This is a genomic window from Arthrobacter sp. CC3 (assembly GCF_039907775.1).
Taxonomy (GTDB): Bacteria; Actinomycetota; Actinomycetes; order Actinomycetales; family Micrococcaceae; genus Arthrobacter.
In genome coordinates, this window is the sequence record NZ_JARCCY010000002.1 from 205,556 (window position 1) to 221,977 (window position 16,422).

General features: G+C 66.6%; 10 protein-coding genes. 2 read left to right on the plus strand and 8 right to left on the minus strand.

The window, feature by feature from the left end; translation table 11 throughout:
- Positions 1-411: 411 nt before the first annotated feature.
- From PV761_RS00920 to PV761_RS00930, 3 genes are read right to left on the minus strand one after another with little or no spacing between them, the layout of a single operon-like run.
- Positions 412-2,013, minus strand: a complete 1,602-nt coding sequence (locus tag PV761_RS00920) for an FAD-dependent oxidoreductase (protein ID WP_347893618.1) — start codon at positions 2,011-2,013, stop codon at positions 412-414.
- Positions 2,010-4,247 (minus strand): molybdopterin oxidoreductase family protein, encoded by a 2,238-nt coding sequence (locus tag PV761_RS00925; RefSeq protein ID WP_347893620.1) that lies wholly within the window; start codon positions 4,245-4,247, stop codon positions 2,010-2,012. Before PV761_RS00925 ends, PV761_RS00920 begins: the two co-directional genes overlap by 4 nt.
- A gap of 1 nt (position 4,248) precedes the next feature.
- Complete coding sequence (locus tag PV761_RS00930) at positions 4,249-5,661, minus strand: MFS transporter (RefSeq protein WP_347893622.1); 1,413 nt, start codon at positions 5,659-5,661, stop codon at positions 4,249-4,251.
- 268 nt (positions 5,662-5,929) lie between these two features.
- Here PV761_RS00930 and PV761_RS00935 point away from each other — a divergent pair, with 268 nt between their 5' ends.
- A complete protein-coding gene (locus PV761_RS00935; protein WP_347893624.1) occupies positions 5,930-7,342 on the plus strand; it encodes an MFS transporter in 1,413 nt (470 codons plus the stop codon).
- 65 nt (positions 7,343-7,407) lie between these two features.
- Here PV761_RS00935 and PV761_RS00940 read toward each other — a convergent pair whose 3' ends face one another.
- The 3 genes from PV761_RS00940 to PV761_RS00950 all read right to left on the minus strand — a co-directional run bounded on the left by PV761_RS00940 (position 7,408) and on the right by PV761_RS00950 (position 10,912).
- Positions 7,408-8,139 carry a glutamine amidotransferase gene (locus tag PV761_RS00940; RefSeq protein ID WP_347893626.1) on the minus strand — a complete coding sequence of 244 codons (732 nt, stop codon included), beginning with the start codon at positions 8,137-8,139 and terminating at the stop codon, positions 7,408-7,410.
- Between the two features lie 96 nt (positions 8,140-8,235).
- Positions 8,236-10,020 carry a biotin carboxylase N-terminal domain-containing protein gene (locus PV761_RS00945; RefSeq protein WP_347893854.1) on the minus strand — a complete coding sequence of 595 codons (1,785 nt, stop codon included), beginning with the start codon at positions 10,018-10,020 and terminating at the stop codon, positions 8,236-8,238.
- 193 nt (positions 10,021-10,213) lie between these two features.
- Positions 10,214-10,912 (minus strand): nucleoside triphosphate pyrophosphatase, encoded by a 699-nt coding sequence (locus PV761_RS00950; protein WP_347893628.1) that lies wholly within the window; start codon positions 10,910-10,912, stop codon positions 10,214-10,216.
- 484 nt (positions 10,913-11,396) lie between these two features.
- On the opposite strand from PV761_RS00950, the gene PV761_RS00955 reads away from it, so the two are divergent.
- A complete protein-coding gene (locus PV761_RS00955) occupies positions 11,397-12,926 on the plus strand; it encodes a DUF222 domain-containing protein (RefSeq protein WP_347893630.1) in 1,530 nt (509 codons plus the stop codon).
- Positions 12,927-13,049: 123 nt separating this feature from the next.
- On the opposite strand, the gene PV761_RS00960 is transcribed toward PV761_RS00955, so the two are convergent.
- Complete coding sequence (locus PV761_RS00960) at positions 13,050-15,581, minus strand: MMPL family transporter (RefSeq protein WP_347893631.1); 2,532 nt, start codon at positions 15,579-15,581, stop codon at positions 13,050-13,052.
- Between the two features lies 1 nt (position 15,582).
- Positions 15,583-16,254, minus strand: a complete 672-nt coding sequence (locus PV761_RS00965) for a TetR/AcrR family transcriptional regulator (protein ID WP_028272522.1) — start codon at positions 16,252-16,254, stop codon at positions 15,583-15,585.
- Positions 16,255-16,422 lie beyond the last annotated feature (168 nt).

Sequence of the window (16,422 nt, forward strand, 5' to 3'; positions counted from 1 at the left end):
GCAGCCGCTCGAGTCCTGGGGCTCCGGGGCTTCGCTTTCGGGCTCATAGCGTGACAGCCCCGGAAAACGCGCCAAATATATCTCTCCGGCCGCGCAGAAGTCCGGCACCGGAAGCCCGGACGAGGGAAGCCCGGACGACGGAAGCCCGGAGGGAGGATCCGGAAGGGGGCCGGACGTTTCCGGCGACGCGGCAACGGTGGCAGTAGCCTGCTGGACGCCTGGTTCTGTACCGGACGCAGCCGGCCCCGCCACTGGGGCGGCGCACCCCGAAGCCAACAGTGTCCCTGCAGCCAGAACGCCCCACGCAGCCTGGTTCACTGCACCCCCAACCCTCGATGATGGTTCAGGCTAGCAGGCGGGGACGCAGAAGCGGCAGGGACCCCCGCGGGGCCCCTGCCGCTTCACGTCACGTCAGGCGGCTGTTGCCGCCTGGAAGTGTTTTTCGATGATGTCCTTGATGTCGGAGTGGCAGCCGCCGCAGCCGGTGCCCGCGCGGGTGGCTCCGGAAACCTCGGCCACGGTGGAACATCCCTCGGCAACGGCGTCCTGGATCTTGGTTCCGCTGACGCCGGCGCACCGGCACACGGTGCGCGCCGGGTCGGTGTTGGCAGCGGCAGCCAGCTGGTCCGGGCCGTCCAGCCGCAGCAGCAGCGACCTGTCGGCCGGGAGTTCGTCGCCGCGCTCAAACAGCGACACGAGCTCGGCCGCAGTGCGCGGCATCCCCACGGCCACGAGGCCTTCCAGGACTCCGCCGCGCGTGGTCATTTTGACGTAGCGGCCGTGTTCCGGATCCGCCCATTGCGCAATCTGCAGGCGCGGGCGGCCGTCGACGGCGCCGGCCGTGAGTACTTCCTCGTCCCACGGTTCGGCGGCGTTGTCGCCGGCCACGGCCATGTTCAGGCCGCGTGCCTTGAGGACAATGACGCCCGGCTTCTCCATCGGGAGTTCCGGCAGGGCGTTGGCGACCTCCGCCAACGCGGCCTCGCTGCCGCCTTCAGCCGATGCTTCGGCTGATCCCTCCGCAAGAAGCGTCAGGTACTCGGCGAGCCATTCGGCCTGCCGCCAGCCGGGTCCCACCAGGCCGGATGGGCCGGGGGCGGTGCGGCAGTCGCTGCAGGACGGATCCGGGCAGCGGACTTCGGCGCAGTCGCCGATCGCGAAAATGTGCGGCTCGTGGTGTGCCCGCAGCTTGTGGTCCACCAGGATGCCCGTGGCCGTAGACAGCCCGCAGCCTTCGGCCAGTTCCACGCGGGGCCGCACGCCGCAGGACAGCACCAGCAGGTCGCCGTCGATCGCTGAACCGTCAGCGAGCAGCAAGGCGGAGAACCCGCCGTCGGGAGCGTTGTGCTCCAGGCCGGTGGAGCGGGCATTGCCGGCCATCCGGACGCCGCAGTTGCGCAGGTTGGCAGCCAGCACCGCACCGCCGCCGCGGTCGATGTTGCGGCCGAGCGGGTGCGGTCCGTTGTGGACCACGGTCACGGTAGCGCCTTCCTCTGCGGCGGCCAGTGCCGTCTCGAGTCCGAGGACGCCGCCGCCCAGGACAACCACGCGCTTGCCGCCGGAAACGGCCGCACGAAGCACCTCGGCGTCGCGCAGGTCACGCAGGGCGGTCACGCCGGCGGGCAGCACAGGGTGGGCCGGGTCCGGGTTGAGGCCGGTCAGGTTGGGAATAACCGGACGGGAGCCGGTGGCGAACACCAGGCGGTCATAGTGCGGCGTGGTGCCATCGGTGAGGATGACCTGCTGGCGGGCGCGGTCCACGCGGCGGACGCGGACACCGAGCCGGACATCCACGCCGTCGGCGATCAGGGCAGCGGCATCGGACAGCGCCAGCGCCGCGGCCGTGGTGCGCCCGACGCCGAGGTCGGCCACGAGCACGCGGTTGTATGCGGCGTCTGCTTCCTCGCCGATCACCGTCAGGCGCGCGAGCCCGCTGCGCACTGCCGGCAGCAGCTCGTCGATCAGACGTGCGGCAACCGGACCAAAGCCAACAACTACAATCTGCTCACTCATGAGGCCTCCGATGCTTGAAGAACGCTGTGCTGAAGTCCGTTTGCGGCCGCCCGGACCCACACTTTGTTGAATTTGAACTCGGGCATCCCGGAGATGGGATCCGTGGCGGCCTCCGTCAGGCGGTTGGCGCTCTCGAGCTCCGGGAAGTGGAACGGCAGGAAGACCGTCTCGGGCCGAATGGCCGTGCTGAGTTCGGCCCGGCAGAGCACCTCGCCGCGCTCGTTGGCCACCGACACGAACGCCCCGTCGGTGATGCCCATGGACGCGGCCGCGGCAGGGTGAATCTGCATCTTGGCCTCCGGCTGGGACTCCAGCAGCTCGGACACGCGGCGTGTCTGCGATCCGGACTGGTAGTGCTCCAGCAGGCGGCCGGTGATGAGCGTCATGGGTTTGGCGCCTATGAGGTCCCGCCTGATATCTGTGGCGGGACCTGCAGCAGGAGCACGACGGCGGCGGGGCGCCACCGGGGTCATCACCGCCTTGCCATCGGCGTGGGCGAAGCCGTCCAGGAACAGCCGAGGCGTGCCGGTGCTTCCCACAGGGTAGGGCCAGTACGCGGCCTCGCCGCGGTCCAGCATGGCGTAGTCGATCCCGGAGTAGTCGGCGAGCCCGCCGGCTGAGGCCAGGCGAAGCTCCTCGAAGACCGTCTCGGGATCCTCGCTGTAGGTGGACGGGGCATCGAGCGCTTCGGCGAGCCGCGCCATGATCCAGAGTTCACTGCGGGCCCCGGCCGGCGGCTGCAGGGCACGGCGGCGGCGCAGGACGCGTCCCTCGAGGTTGGTCAGCGTGCCTTCCTCCTCGGCCCACTGAAGGACCGGCAGGATGAGGTCGGCTTCGGCCGCCGTCTCGGAGACGAAGAAATCGCAGACCACCAGGAAGTCCAGGCTGCGCAGGCCGGCAATGACCGCGTTGGCATCGGGGGAGGCCACAGCGATGTTTGAGGCGTGCACGAAGAGGCAACGGACGCCGTCGGGCTGGCCGAGGGACTTCAGGAGCTGGACGGCGGGCAGGCCGGGGCCGGGAATCAGCGATTCCGGCACGCCCCACACCCCGGCCACGTGCGCACGGGCGGCGGGGTCGGTGATCTTGCGGTAACCGGGGAGCTGATCTGCCTTCTGGCCGTGCTCGCGGCCGCCCTGGCCGTTGCCCTGGCCGGTGAGGGTGCCGTAGCCGCTGCGGGCGGAACCCGGCAGGCCGAGCAGCAGGCTGAGGTTGATGGCGGCTGTGGCGGTGTCCGTGCCATCCACGTGCTGCTCCACACCGCGGCCGGTCAGGATGTAGCTTCCGCCCTTGGTGGCCCCATGGGCCAGCCTGCGGGCCGTCTCGCGGACAAGGTCCGCGGGCACACCGGTGAGGGATTGGACGCGCTCTGGCCAGAAGGCGTTGACGCTGCGGGACAGGGCTTCGAAACCGCTGGTGCGCGCCTGGATGAAGTCGGTGTCCGCCAGGCCTTCGTGGATCACCACGTGGGAGAGGCCCAGGAGGAGGGTGAGGTCGGTGCCCGGCAGGGGCTGGAGGTGCAGGCCGCCGCCGTCGGACGTGAACGCCGCCGTGGCGGAACGGCGGGGGTCCACCACTATCAGCCCGCCGGCGTCGCGCGCGCCCTGGAGGTGCTGGACGAAGGGCGGCATGGTCTCGGCAACGTTGGAGCCGAGCATCAGGATGGTGCTGGCACCGTCGAGATCTGTCAGCGGGAACGGCAGGCCGCGGTCAACGCCGAAGGCGCGCATACCGGCGGCGGCCGCGGAGGACATGCAGAACCGCCCGTTGTAGTCGATCCGGGACGTGCCGAGGGCCAGCCGGGCAAATTTGCCCAGCATGTAAGCCTTCTCATTGGTCAGGCCGCCGCCGCCGAAAACGCCGACGGCGTCCGCGCCGTATCGGGCGCGGGTGTCCTTCACTGCTGCGGTGATGAGCTTCAGTGCGTCATCCCAGCTGACGGGGCGGTGCACGCCGTCGGAACCCTTCAGCATAGGCTCGGTGACACGTCCGGGGTGGCTCAGAAGGGACGCTGAGGTCCACCCCTTGCGGCAGAGTCCGCCGCGGTTGGTGGGAAAGTCGCGGCCGGAAACTTCGAGGACGGGTCCAGCCGTGGCGGTCACGCTCTGGGCGGATGGAGCCGGCACGGGGTCTGACCCCGGCTGGACAGCCGGGGTCAGAGCCGCTGGGGACTTCAGCGTCATGGCGCACTGCAAAGCGCAGTAGGGGCAGTGCGTGTCGGCGCTTGTGGTCATGTTAGACGTGTCCCATCGCATTTCGGTTGGCATTGCGGATGTAGCAGCCCCAGCAGACCACCAGCATCAGGACGTAAGCCCCGACGAAGCCGTAGAAAGCGGGGGTGTAGGAACCGCTGGCCGTGTTGGAGGCGTTCAGCACCTGCGGGATGACGAACCCGCCGTATGCGCCGATTGCCGAGATCAGGCCCAGGGCGGAGGAAGCCAGTCGCTGGGTCTGCACCGTGCTGGCGCCGTTGCGTGCTGCCCGGCTGTTGGTGGCAAAGATGATGGGGATCATCCGGTAGGTGGCGCCGTTTCCGAAGCCGCTGGCGGTGAAGAGCATCAGGAAGAGGACCAGGAAAAGCCAGAAGTTCTTCAGCGGCAGCGTCCAGATCATCGTGAGGGTGATGACGGCCATGGAAGCAAAGGCGGCGACGGTCATGCGGGCGCCGCCCATGCGGTCCGCCATGCGGCCGCCGTAGGGGCGGGCCAGGGAACCAACCAGCGGGCCGAGGAAGGCCAGCGAGAGAGCCACTGTGCCCACGCCGATGGAGGAGAAGGCGGGGAAGTAGTCCTTGATGAGCTTGGGGAATACACCGGCGAAGCCGATGAACGATCCGAAGGTGCCGATGTACAGCAGCGCCATGATCCACAGGTGCGGTTCCTTCAGCGCGGCGATCGAGCCTGCCACGTCACCCTTGGCGCTGGTGAGGTTGTCCATGTACTTGTAGGCGCCGAACGCTGCGAGCAGGATCAGCGGGACCCACATGAGGCCTGCGATCGGAAGGTTGACGGTTCCGGCGGCCAGGAGCGTGATGGCGATCGGCACAGCAAGCTGTGCGACGGCGGCACCCATGTTGCCGCCGGCGGCGTTCAAGCCCAGGGCCCAGCCCTTTTCGCGGGCGGGGTAGAAGAACGTGATGTTGGCCATGGAACTGGCGAAGTTTCCGCCGCCGAAGCCTGCAAGTGCTGCCACCAGGAGCATGACACCGAACGGGGTCTCCGGGTTGGAGACACACATTGCCAGTCCGATGGAGGGGATCAGGAGCAGCAGGGCCGAGACGATGGTCCAGTTGCGGCCGCCGAACTTCGGAACCATGAACGTGTAGGGGATGCGGAGGGTGGCACCCACCAGGCTGGGCATGGAGATCAGCCAGAAGATTTCAGAGGTGGAGAATGTGAAGCCTGCCGCGGGGAGCTGGACCACCACGATGGACCAGAGCTGCCAGACGACAAAGCCGAGGAATTCGGCGAAGATGGACCAGTTCAGGTTGCGCCGGGCGATGGAGCGGCCCTGGGTTTCCCACTGCTCCTTGTTCTCGGCATCCCAGTTGGCGATCCAGCGACCGGGGCGGACTTCAAGGGCGGGGGCGTGAACGGTGCGGGTAGTGCCGGGCTGTGCGCCGGCCTCTGCCGTGCGGTCAACAGTCACGGTGTACCTCCTTCGGGGGTTTGTTGTTCTTCAAAGGTAGGGAGCCCGCGTTTCGTGAAGCGTCGCCGTTTGTTAACGTGCTGTGAAGTTTGCCTATCGGGGCATTTGTGACGGCGTGAGGCGCAATTAGTGAGACGAATCGAAAAGTCCGCATAGTGGACTGTTTGTCCAGTCGCTGGACGGCGGGAACTATTATTGAGAGATACGTATCCCTTAGCCGGGCAGTCTTTTGGGGCACCCGCCCGGTTTCTCACGAAAGCGTTACTACATGTCATCCACTGCCACCTCACCGCAGCCGGGGTCAGCCAAGCAGGTTAACTCGCGCGGGCGCGTGATCGTCGCCAGCCTCATCGGCACCACCGTTGAGTTCTACGACTTCTACGTCTACGCCACGGCCGCTGTGCTCGTATTCCCCAAGCTGTTCTTCCCCGGACAGAACGAGACCACCCAGCTGCTGAGCTCCTTCGCCGTGTTCGGCGTCGCGTTCATTGCCCGCCCGCTCGGATCGATTGTCTTCGGCCACTTCGGGGACAAGTTCGGCCGCAAGGGCACCCTGGTGGCATCGCTGCTGACCATGGGTATCGCCACGTTCCTGATCGGCTGCCTCCCCACCGCACTGGTTCCGGGCTGGGGCTTCTGGGCTCCGGCGCTGCTGGTGGTCATGCGCTTCGCCCAGGGCCTTGCCCTCGGCGGGGAGTGGAGCGGCGCAGCGCTCCTGGCCACCGAGAACGCCCCCGCCAACAAGCGCGCCATCTACGGCACGTTCCCGCAGCTGGGTGCACCCATCGGGTTCATCATTGCCAACGTGATCTTCCTGGTGGCCAGCTACACGCTTTCACCGCAGGCGTTTGAAGCCTGGGGATGGCGCGTTCCGTTCCTGCTCAGCGCGGTTATGGTGATCATCGGGCTCTACGTTCGCCTGAAGCTGATCGAGACCCCCGCCTTCACCAAGGTGCTGGAGTCCAACGAGGTTGCCAAGCTCCCGCTGGCCCGCGTCTTCAAGACCAGCTGGCGCCCGCTCATCCTGGGCACGTTCATCATGCTGGCCACGTACGTGCTGTTCTACCTGATGACCACGTTCACGCTCACCTACGGAACACGCCCCGCCACGCTGGACGCCGCCAAGGCAGCCGCGGAAAAGGCAGGGAAGCCGATGACCGAGGCTGCAGCCGCCGCGTTCGTCCCCGGCCTTGGCTTCACCCGCAACGACTTCCTCTGGATGTTGATTGCCGGCGTCGTGTTCTTCGGGATTTTCACCCTGGTCTCCGGCCCGCTGGCTGAAAAGTACGGCCGCCGCAAGATGCTCATCGGCGTTACCGCCGGGATATTCGTCTTTGGCATGCTGTTCGTTCCGCTGTTCAGCGGCGGCTTCGTGGGCACCATGGCCCTGCTGATCCTCGGCTTCACCCTGATGGGCCTGACCTTCGGTCCCATGGGCGCGCTGCTTCCGGAGCTTTTCCCCACCAACGTGCGCTACACGGGATCAGCTGTCAGCTACAACGTTTCCAGCATCCTGGGTGCTGCCGTGGCCCCGTTCATCGCGGTCTGGCTTTGGGAGACGGCGAAGGGAAGCCCCGTGCTGGTGGGTGTCTACCTCAGCTCCATGGCCGTGCTGACCCTCATCGCCCTGTTCCTGAGCAAGGAAACCCGGGACCTGGATTACGAGAACAACGTAGCCTGACCCGTTTCGCTCGCAACAAATGCCCGGTTCCCCTTGGGGGGACCGGGCATTTGTCGTTTCCGGCGCTACTTCGCGTAGCGCTCCACGAAGTTGCGGAGGATCTTCATCGGTTCAGTGGCGGTGAACTGCCGGGCGTCATTCATCAGTGTTTCGGCCGATTCCGGCGGGAAGTAGCCGGCATGGCGGTAGATGTCGATCCTGGTGACCAGCCCTTCCGCATCCAGTTCCGGGTGGAACTGGGTGGCGTACAGGTTGGCCTTGATCCGGAACATGTGCACCGGGCAGGCCGCCGAACTGGCCAGCAGTACCGCGTGGGAGGGGAGGACGGTGCAGCCTTCCTTGTGGCCGGTGAAGGCCGTGAAGCTTTCCGGCAGCCCGCGCAGGAGGGGATCCTGCAGTCCTTCCGCCGTCAGCTTGATGGTGGTGCCGCCCAGCCCCTCGCCGTACGTCCTGTCGATGACTGCTCCCTGATGCAGGCCGAGCGTGCCGACCCCGTAGCAGGCCCCCAGGAACGGAAAGTCGGCCGGCACAATGCGGTCCAGCAGCTGGCGCAGTTCACGCTCCACCCGGTGCTGGGCTGCGCTTTTGTGGTCCGCCGGGTCGCTGGATGTAAAGGGGCTGCCGCCCACAATCACGCCGGAGTAGTCGGACAGGTCCAGCTCCGGCAGGGGCCCGGCTTCCATCCGGATGCGCCGGAGTTGCGCGGGCTCAAGGCCGCCATAGCGCAGGTAGGCCTCGTATTCTTCCTCGGCTGCCCTGTCCTCGGCGCGCGATGCAAGAAGGAGAAATGGCTTCACACGCTAAGTCTGCATGCAGCCGCCCCCGGGCGCCATGGGCGCGCCGGGGGGGCGGCTGGTAATGCTGTGGTTCGAGCTGAAGGTGAGCCGGCCGGATCAGTCCTCGATCGTGGCGATCACGGCACCGGCGGACACCGTCTCGCCGGCGGTGGCGGCAAGTCCGGTGATGGTGCCGCCCCGGTGCGCCGTGAGCGGCTGCTCCATCTTCATCGCTTCGAGTACGACGACGAGATCGCCTTCGGCAACAACGTCGCCTTCGGCGACGGCCACCTTGACGATGGTCCCCTGCATGGGAGAGGTCAAGGCGTTGCCGCCGGCGGCTGCAGCCGGTCCGCCGGAGCGGGAGCGCTTCTTGGCCTTGGCCGGCTTGGCGGAACCGCCGCCGGTGCTGAACGAGCCGAGCGACGCCGGCAGCACCACCTCAAGTCGTTTGCCGCCCACCTCGACGACGACGCGCTGGCGATCGCCGGCGTCGGGCGCTTCACCCTCGGCGCCGTTAGGCGTCCATGCCGGAATGTCGTTGACGAAAGCCGTCTCGATCCAGCGGGTGTGGACCTTGAACGGTCCTTCCGCAGGGGCAAAGTCGGGGTTGGTGACCACAGCGAGGTCGAACGGAATGACGGTGGGAATGCCCTCCACCACCATCTCCTCCAGGGCCCGGCGGGAGCGCTGCAGTGCTTGCTCGCGGGTGGCGCCTGTGACGATCAGCTTGGAGAGCATCGAGTCGAAGTTGCCGCTGATGACATCGCCCTGCTCCACGCCGGAGTCAATCCTGATGCCGGGTCCTGTGGGGTTTTTCAGCGTGGTGATGGTGCCGGGGGCAGGCATGAAGTTGCGGCCCGGGTCTTCGCCCGTGATGCGGAATTCAATGGAGTGTCCCCGCACTTCGGGATCGTCATAGCCCAGCTTTTCGCCGCGGGCCAGCCGGAACTGTTCGCGGACAAGGTCGATTCCGGTGACTTCCTCGGAAACGCAGTGCTCCACCTGGAGGCGGGTATTGACCTCCAGGAAGGAGATGGTGCCGTCCTGGCCTACCAGGAATTCGCAGGTTCCGGCACCGAGGTAGCCGGCTTCCTTGAGGATGGCCTTGGACGAGTCGTACAGGCGGCGGTTCTGCTCTTCGGTGAGGAAGGGTGCCGGGGCTTCTTCCACAAGCTTCTGGTTGCGCCGCTGCAGGGAGCAGTCGCGGGTGGAAACCACCACGACGTTGCCGTAGGCGTCCGCCAGGCACTGGGTTTCTACGTGGCGGGGGGCGTCCAGGAATCGCTCGATGAAGCACTCTCCGCGGCCGAAAGCAGCGACGGCCTCGCGGACGGCGGATTCAAAAAGTTCGGGAATCTCTTCGCGGGTGCGGGCCACCTTGATGCCGCGCCCGCCGCCGCCGAAGGCAGCCTTGATGGCCACGGGCAGTCCGAATTTGTCAACGAACTCGAGGATTTCCTCGGCTGATTCCACGGGGTCGGCCGTGCCGGGGACCTGCGGGGCGCCCACCTTTTCGGCGATGTGGCGGGCCTGGACCTTGTCGCCGAGGGCCGAGATCGCCTCGGGGGACGGGCCGATCCACGTGATGCCGGCGCCGATGACCATGGCCGCGAATTGGGCATTTTCGGCCAGGAAGCCGTAGCCGGGGTGGATGGCGTCAGCGCCGCACTCGTGGGCAACCTCGATGAGCTTTTCCATCACCAGGTAGGACTCGGCGGCAGTGTTGCCGCCCAGCGCGTAGGCTTCGTCCGCGAGGCGCACGTGCAGGGCGTCACGGTCCGGGTCGGCGTAGACGGCCACCGATGAGATCCCTTCGTCGCGGGCGGCGCGAATGATGCGCACCGCGATTTCACCGCGGTTGGCGATCAGGACTTTGCTCAGCCGCTTGGAGCTCGTCAGGGCGGCACCTGCGTGGCTGGGGGCGGTGGACTGCTCTGGACTTGCGGACTGCTCCGTATTTGCTGACAAGGCGTCTCCTTCTTTCCTTCAGGGAGCCTAGCGCGATTTTGAGGGTTCCGCCGATATTACTTGCGGATTCCGCGTGTAAAGCTCCGGTCCTTTGTAGGGAAGCTACAAAGAGTTGCGAATTGGCTCACTCAGCGCGGACTTCTGCGGGGTCAATGGCGCCGCCGGTCCACAGCTCCGTAATGCCCACCCGCGCCTGGCCCAGCAGCGCGCGGAGGGTGGAAATGGAAAGCCCGACGACGGTGTGCGGGTCGCCGTCGACCTTGCGGATGAAGGCCCCGCCGTAGCCGTCGATCGTGAACGAACCGGCGCACTGGAGCGGCTCGCCGGTGGCGATGTAGGCGTCGATTTCGTCGACGCTCATATCCATGAAGTGGACCTCCGCGGAGGTGACGGAGCCCAGGGTGGCGCCGGTGCCGGTGCCGGTGTCGGAACCGGATTCGGCGTCGGCGTCGTCGTCCGGCTCGGTGTCGCGGCAGTCCACCAGCCAGTGGCCCGTGTGCAGCACGCCCATGGCGCCGCTCATGCGCAGCATCCGCTCTTTGGCGACGTCGGCCGTGTACGGTTTGCCGTGTGCCTCTCCGTCGAACTCGAAGACGGAATCGCAGCCGAGCACCAGGGCACCCTCCGCCTCGGGCAGCGAGGCCACGGCCTCCGCCTTGGCGCGGGCCAGCAGCAGGGCGGTGTCGTGTGGGTCCGTCACGCCGTAGCGGGCCTGGACTGCGTCCTCGTCCACGTCGGAGACGAGGATCTCGTGCCGGATGCCGGCATGGCTCAGCAGCTTGGTGCGTGCGGGGGACTGGGAGGCAAGAATGAGGCGGGTCACCGGTCCAGCCTAGTTCCCTCTGAGTCGCCTTGTCGCCGCTCTTTTCGCTCAGGTCTTTATCGCTCGGCTTATTGTCGGAGGTCGGCGGGATAGTGGGTTCATGGACGGGAAACATGGACCGGAAACGGCAGGGGCAATGGCCGGACGCGATCATTACGACCTCCACAGTCTGAGCGCGATGCTCGACTGTTTGCTCCAGGAATTCACCTTGCCCCCGGATATTCCCGGCTTGATCGAATGTAACCGGACGTTGGATGAGCTGAACTCCGCGGTGAACACTGTCCGGACCCGTCTCGAAGTGGCAGCTGTCCTCAGTCGTGCGCCCATAGCTACGACCGGTTTGGGGACCTCCCCAATGGCAGGGGAAGCCGCTGGCCGGCTTCGGCAGGCCGTGATTTGTCTCGTGGCAGCTAATGCCAGCGCGGTTACCAAGGCAGCCAATGCCAGAAACATTAATGTCAGGGCCCAGAGAGACACCTGAGCTATGGACGGTCTTGGGGGATCCGACGAGACGCCGGCACTGGCGGTGGGGTGCGGTCGCGCTTGCAGCTGTGGTCAGGGGCCGGCAACTCAGGACCCGGCCTGGGGGCTGGACGGTGTTCCGCCCGGGGACGGTGGTGCGGGCTTGATCGATGAGATCCGGGCATTGGAGGATCGGAAGTCTGCGTTGGCTGCCCGTCAGGCCCGGTTGACGGTGGCCTTTGATCTGCTGCAGCGCCGGGCGCAGTCGATTGCCGGGGTCCCCGCAGACCAGCTCGGGGCGGGTGTCGGGGCGCAGGTTGCGCTGGCCCGGCGGGAGTCTCCGGCGAAGGGGAGCCGGTTGCTGGGTCTGGCGAAGGCTTTGGTGACGGAGATGCCGCACACGCTTGCTGCCTTGGAAGCGGGGCAGTTGAGTGAGTGGCGGGCCACGTTGCTGGTGCGTGAGACGGCGTGCCTGTCGGCGGACGACCGGTGTGCGGTCGATCAGGAACTGGCGCCGGATTCCGGGGCGCTGGCCGGGGCCGGTGACCGGGCCCTTGTTGGTGCGGCCCGGGCCGCGGCGTACCGGCTGGATCCGCGCTCTGTCGCGAAACGTGCTGCGCATGCTGTGACGGAGCGGCATGTGAGTCTCCGTCCCGCCCCTGACACGATGTGCTATCTGACGGCCCTGTTGCCGGTTTCGGCCGGTGTTGCGGTCCACGCTGCACTGATCCGGCAGGCTGATACTTTGCGGTCGTCCGGGGACATCCGCTCCCGGGGGCAGATCATGGCGGACGACCTGGTTGAACGCGTCACGGGCACACCGGGCGGGATCAGCGGTATTGAGATCCAGCTGGTGATGACCGACCGCACCCTCTTCCAGGGCGACAGCGAACCGGCCCGCCTGCCCGGCTACGGTGTAGTTCCCGGCGGCTGGGCGCGCAACGTGCTTAGTAATGAGGCCACTGGGTCGGACTCGAAGGACGGGGACCAAGCGTTCAATACGTGGATCCGCCGCCTGTACACAGCCCCGGGCACGGGTGAGTTGGTGGCGATGGACTCCCGGGCGAGACTTTTCCCGGCGGGGCTCCGGCGGTTCATCGAGGCCCGCGACGACACGTGCCGAACCCCGTACTGTGATGCTCCCATCCGGCACCTGGACCATATCGTTCCCTGGCACGGCGGTGGCGCTACAACGGCGGGCAACGGTGCCGGGCTCTGCGAAGCCTGCAACCACAACAAGGAAACGCCGGGCTGGAGAGCACACCCGGCCAACGCACCAAACGCACCCGCCGGAACGAGTGTTCCCGCCGGGACGAGTGGTCCCGGTAGGGCCAGGCATGGCATCCAACTGACAACTCCCAACGGCCACACCTATCACTCCACTGCGCCGCCGCTGCCGGGGAGTCAACGAGGCAGCCCGGCCACAGACTCCGGCCACCCGGAAGAAATCCGCTACCGAGAAGATTCCAGTCGTCGGAAAGAGCTCCGCCATCGTGCCAAGGTTCACAGGCGTACCCTCCGGTCACGGCGTGGTGCCCCAGTTGCGGCCTAACTCCGGCACGGTCCCAGAGAACGCGGCACGGAGAACAGGGCCCACAGAATTTGACCCGCACAAACAGGCGGCCCGCCGATCAGTTGATCAGCGGGCGGCCTGTGGCGGACTAGAGGAGGCCTGTCAGCGTGCGCCGACTTCTTCCGGTTCCACATCGGCGGCCGGCGTAGGTTTGCGGAGCTTCGCCCCCTCCACATCCACGTCCGGCAGGATGCGGTCCAGCCAGCGCGGCAGCCACCATGCCTTTTCGCCGAGCAGGTACATCACGGCAGGGACGATCGTCATGCGGACCACGAAGGCATCAATCAGCACGCCGAAGGCCATGGCGAACCCAAGCGGCCGGACCATGTTCAGGTGCGAGAAGATGAAGCCGGAGAACACGCTGACCATGATGATCGCGGCGGCTGTGACCACCGCGGCCGCGTGGCTGAATCCCGACCGGACGGCGTGCTTGGCTGATTCCCCGTGCATGAACGATTCCCGCATGCCGGAGGTGATGAATACCTGGTAGTCCATGGCCAGCCCGAACAGCACGCCGATCAGGATGATCGGCAGGAAGCTCAGCACGGCACCGGGATTTTCGACGCCGAACACCGCTCCGAGCCAGCCCCACTGGTACACAGCCACGACCGCGCCGAACGCTGCGGCGAGCGAGAGCAGGAAGCCCCCGGTGGCCAGCAGCGGCACCCAGATGGAGCGGAACACCAGCAGCAGCAGGATCAAGGAGAGACCAACTACGATCGCCAAGTACGGCGGCAGCGCGTCACCGAGTTTGGTGGATACGTCGACGTTGCCGGCGGTCTGTCCGGTGAGCCCGATGCTGACGCCGGTGGAGTCCCTGATCTGGCCCTTTTCGGCTCGGAGTTCGGAGACCACCTGCACGGTGCTCGCGCTGGCCGGCCCTTCATTGGGAATGACTTGGAACACCGCGGTGCGGCGGTCCTCGCTCAGTGCCAGCGGCACGGCAGCGGTGACATTTCCGGTTTCCCGCAGAATGTCCGCGACATCGAACTGCTTGGCCTGTGCCTCGGCGTCGCTGAGTCCCTCAGGAAGGTCGCCCACCACAATGATCGGGCCGGTCATGCCCTCGCCGAAGCTCCGCTTGGTGACGTCATAGGCCTTGAAGGCCTGCGAGGCGACCGGCTCGGAACTGGCATCCGGCAAAGCCAGCCGGAGCTGGCTGGCGGGCAGCGCCACCACACCGAGCAGGACGACGCCGGCCAACAGGGCCAGCCACGGGTGATTGGTGACCATGCCGCCCCAGCCGTGGCTGCTGCGGTATTCGTCCCTGGTGCGGTCCTCAGTGTCGTGCCCCGGGGCGGCGTTGTGCTTCTCCGCCTTGGCCCAAGCACGCTTGGAGATCAGCTTCCGGCCCACCAGGGAGAGAACAGCGGGGGTCAGGGTCAAGGCAACGACGACGGCGACGGCCACTGTGGCGGCAGCGGAGAGACCCATAACTGCCAGGAACGGAAGGCCGGGGACCACCAGGGCAGCCAGGGCGATGATGACGGTCAGTCCGGCGAACATCACGGCGTTGCCCGAAGTACCAGTGGCCAGGGCCACCGATTCCTCAGCGTCCATGCCGGTCAGCAACTGGCTGCGGTGCCGGTTGACGATGAAGAGCGAATAGTCGATTCCCACTGCCAGGCCGAGCATCAGCGCCAGCATGGGCGAGATGGAACTCATTTCCGTGGCACCGCTCAGGGCGATCGTTCCGCCCACACCGACGGCCACGCCGACGACGGCCATCAGCAGCGGAAGCCCGGCGGCGATCAGGGTCCCGAGCATCAACACCAGGACCAGGGCCGCAACGGCGATGCCGATGATCTCGGCGGTGCCAAAGAGTTCGGAGATGTCCTCGCTGATTTCCTTGCTGGGCAGGGCAGTGACGTTGGCGGCCGAGACCTCCTTGACGATGTCCTGGACTTGCTGGCGGACGTCGGGCGTCAGGCCGTTGATGGAGGTCCTGAACTGGACCTGTGCGATTGCGGCCTTGCCGTCCTCGGAGACGAAGCGGAGGCCCTTCGAGGCTTCCAGCTGGCGGGCGCCAAGCGCAAGCTTGGCTTCGCCCGCTTCCAGTTCCTTAGTACCGGCGTCGAGCTTGGCTTGGCCCTCGGCGAGGGCTGCTTTCTGCTTGCCGAGCTGTGCCTCAATCGCGGCAGCAGGCAAACCGGCGGCCGCCATCTGCTGTTCTGCTGCTCCCAGCTGTGCCTTTCCGGCGGCAAGCTCGGCAGCGGCCTGGTCCAGCCGCGCCTTGCCGGCCGCGGACTGCTCCCTGCCGGCGTCGAGATCTGCGACAGCCTTGTCCAGCTGCGCCTGGGTGGCGAAGGGATCGACCGTGCCCTGGACATCGGGAAGGGTCTCGAGTTTCGTCAGCGCAGCCGTGACCGCATCCCTTCCGGCCTGGCTGAACCGGGCGTCGTTGGCTTCGAACACCACGCTTGCCGAGCCGCCGGAGGACGAGGGAAGCTCCTTCTTGAGCTTGTCCGCCATCTGCTGCGTTTCGGTGCCGGGGATCTGGAAGTTGTTGGACAGCGTGCCGTGGAAGGCGGCGGCAGACCCGCCCACGGCCACAAGCGCTGCCAGCCAGAGCGAAATGACCAGCCAGCGGCGGCGATACGAGAACTTGCCGAGGCGGTAGAGGAAGAGGGCCATGTCAGTGCCGATCTGTGGAGAGGTTGGCGGTGGGCGTAAAGCCTGAGCCAAGGAGGCCCATGGCGTCGATCAGGAGCTGGCGGAGCCTTGCAAGCGACGTGGCGGAGAGGTCTGCGCCGCGCTCGGCGAACCAGACGTCCATGGCGGCTTTTCCGCAGGAGATGATGGACCCCGCAAGCGCGCGCAGGTAAAGCTCGTCGAGCTCCTCACCCGTGGTCCGTGCGAAACGTTCGCGGGCCGCATCGATGATTTCCGCGGTGCAGTGATCCCACGCCTCAAGTTCGGAACGGTTGAGCTGCGGATTGGACTGCGCCAGGCTGTACAGCTCGGCCATGGGGGCCACCGTCATGGGGTCGGCCAACTGAACCAGTGCAGCCCTCGCCGACTCAAGGATGGGCTCGTCGGCGGGCCGCAGCCGGAACTGCGCCAACGCGTTGTCCAGGAAGCCGTGGGTCACGGAGGCGAGTGCCGCCTCGGTGCTGCTGAAGTAATTAAAGAAGGTGCGCCGCGATATCGCTGCGGCGTCAGCGATGTCCTCCACCGTGAAGTTTCCCGGCCCCTTGCTGCGCAGGAGCTGCAGGGCGGCATCGGTAATGGCCTGGCGTGTTGCGGCTTTGTTGAGTTCCCGGCGCGAGGGCGGCGGCGGTTCGGCGGTTTCACTGCGCGGCGGGATGGCTGGCGCATTCTGGGTGGGTGGCACGGCATTACACTACGTGCATTTTTACACTCTGTGCAAGTTTCTCAGAATGTCCGATTCACAGCTTCCTAACAGCTTCATGACAGGTCTTCCATAAGTGGATGCCGGAGCCTTGAGGAAGGTAGGCGTACTGTACCTGCCACC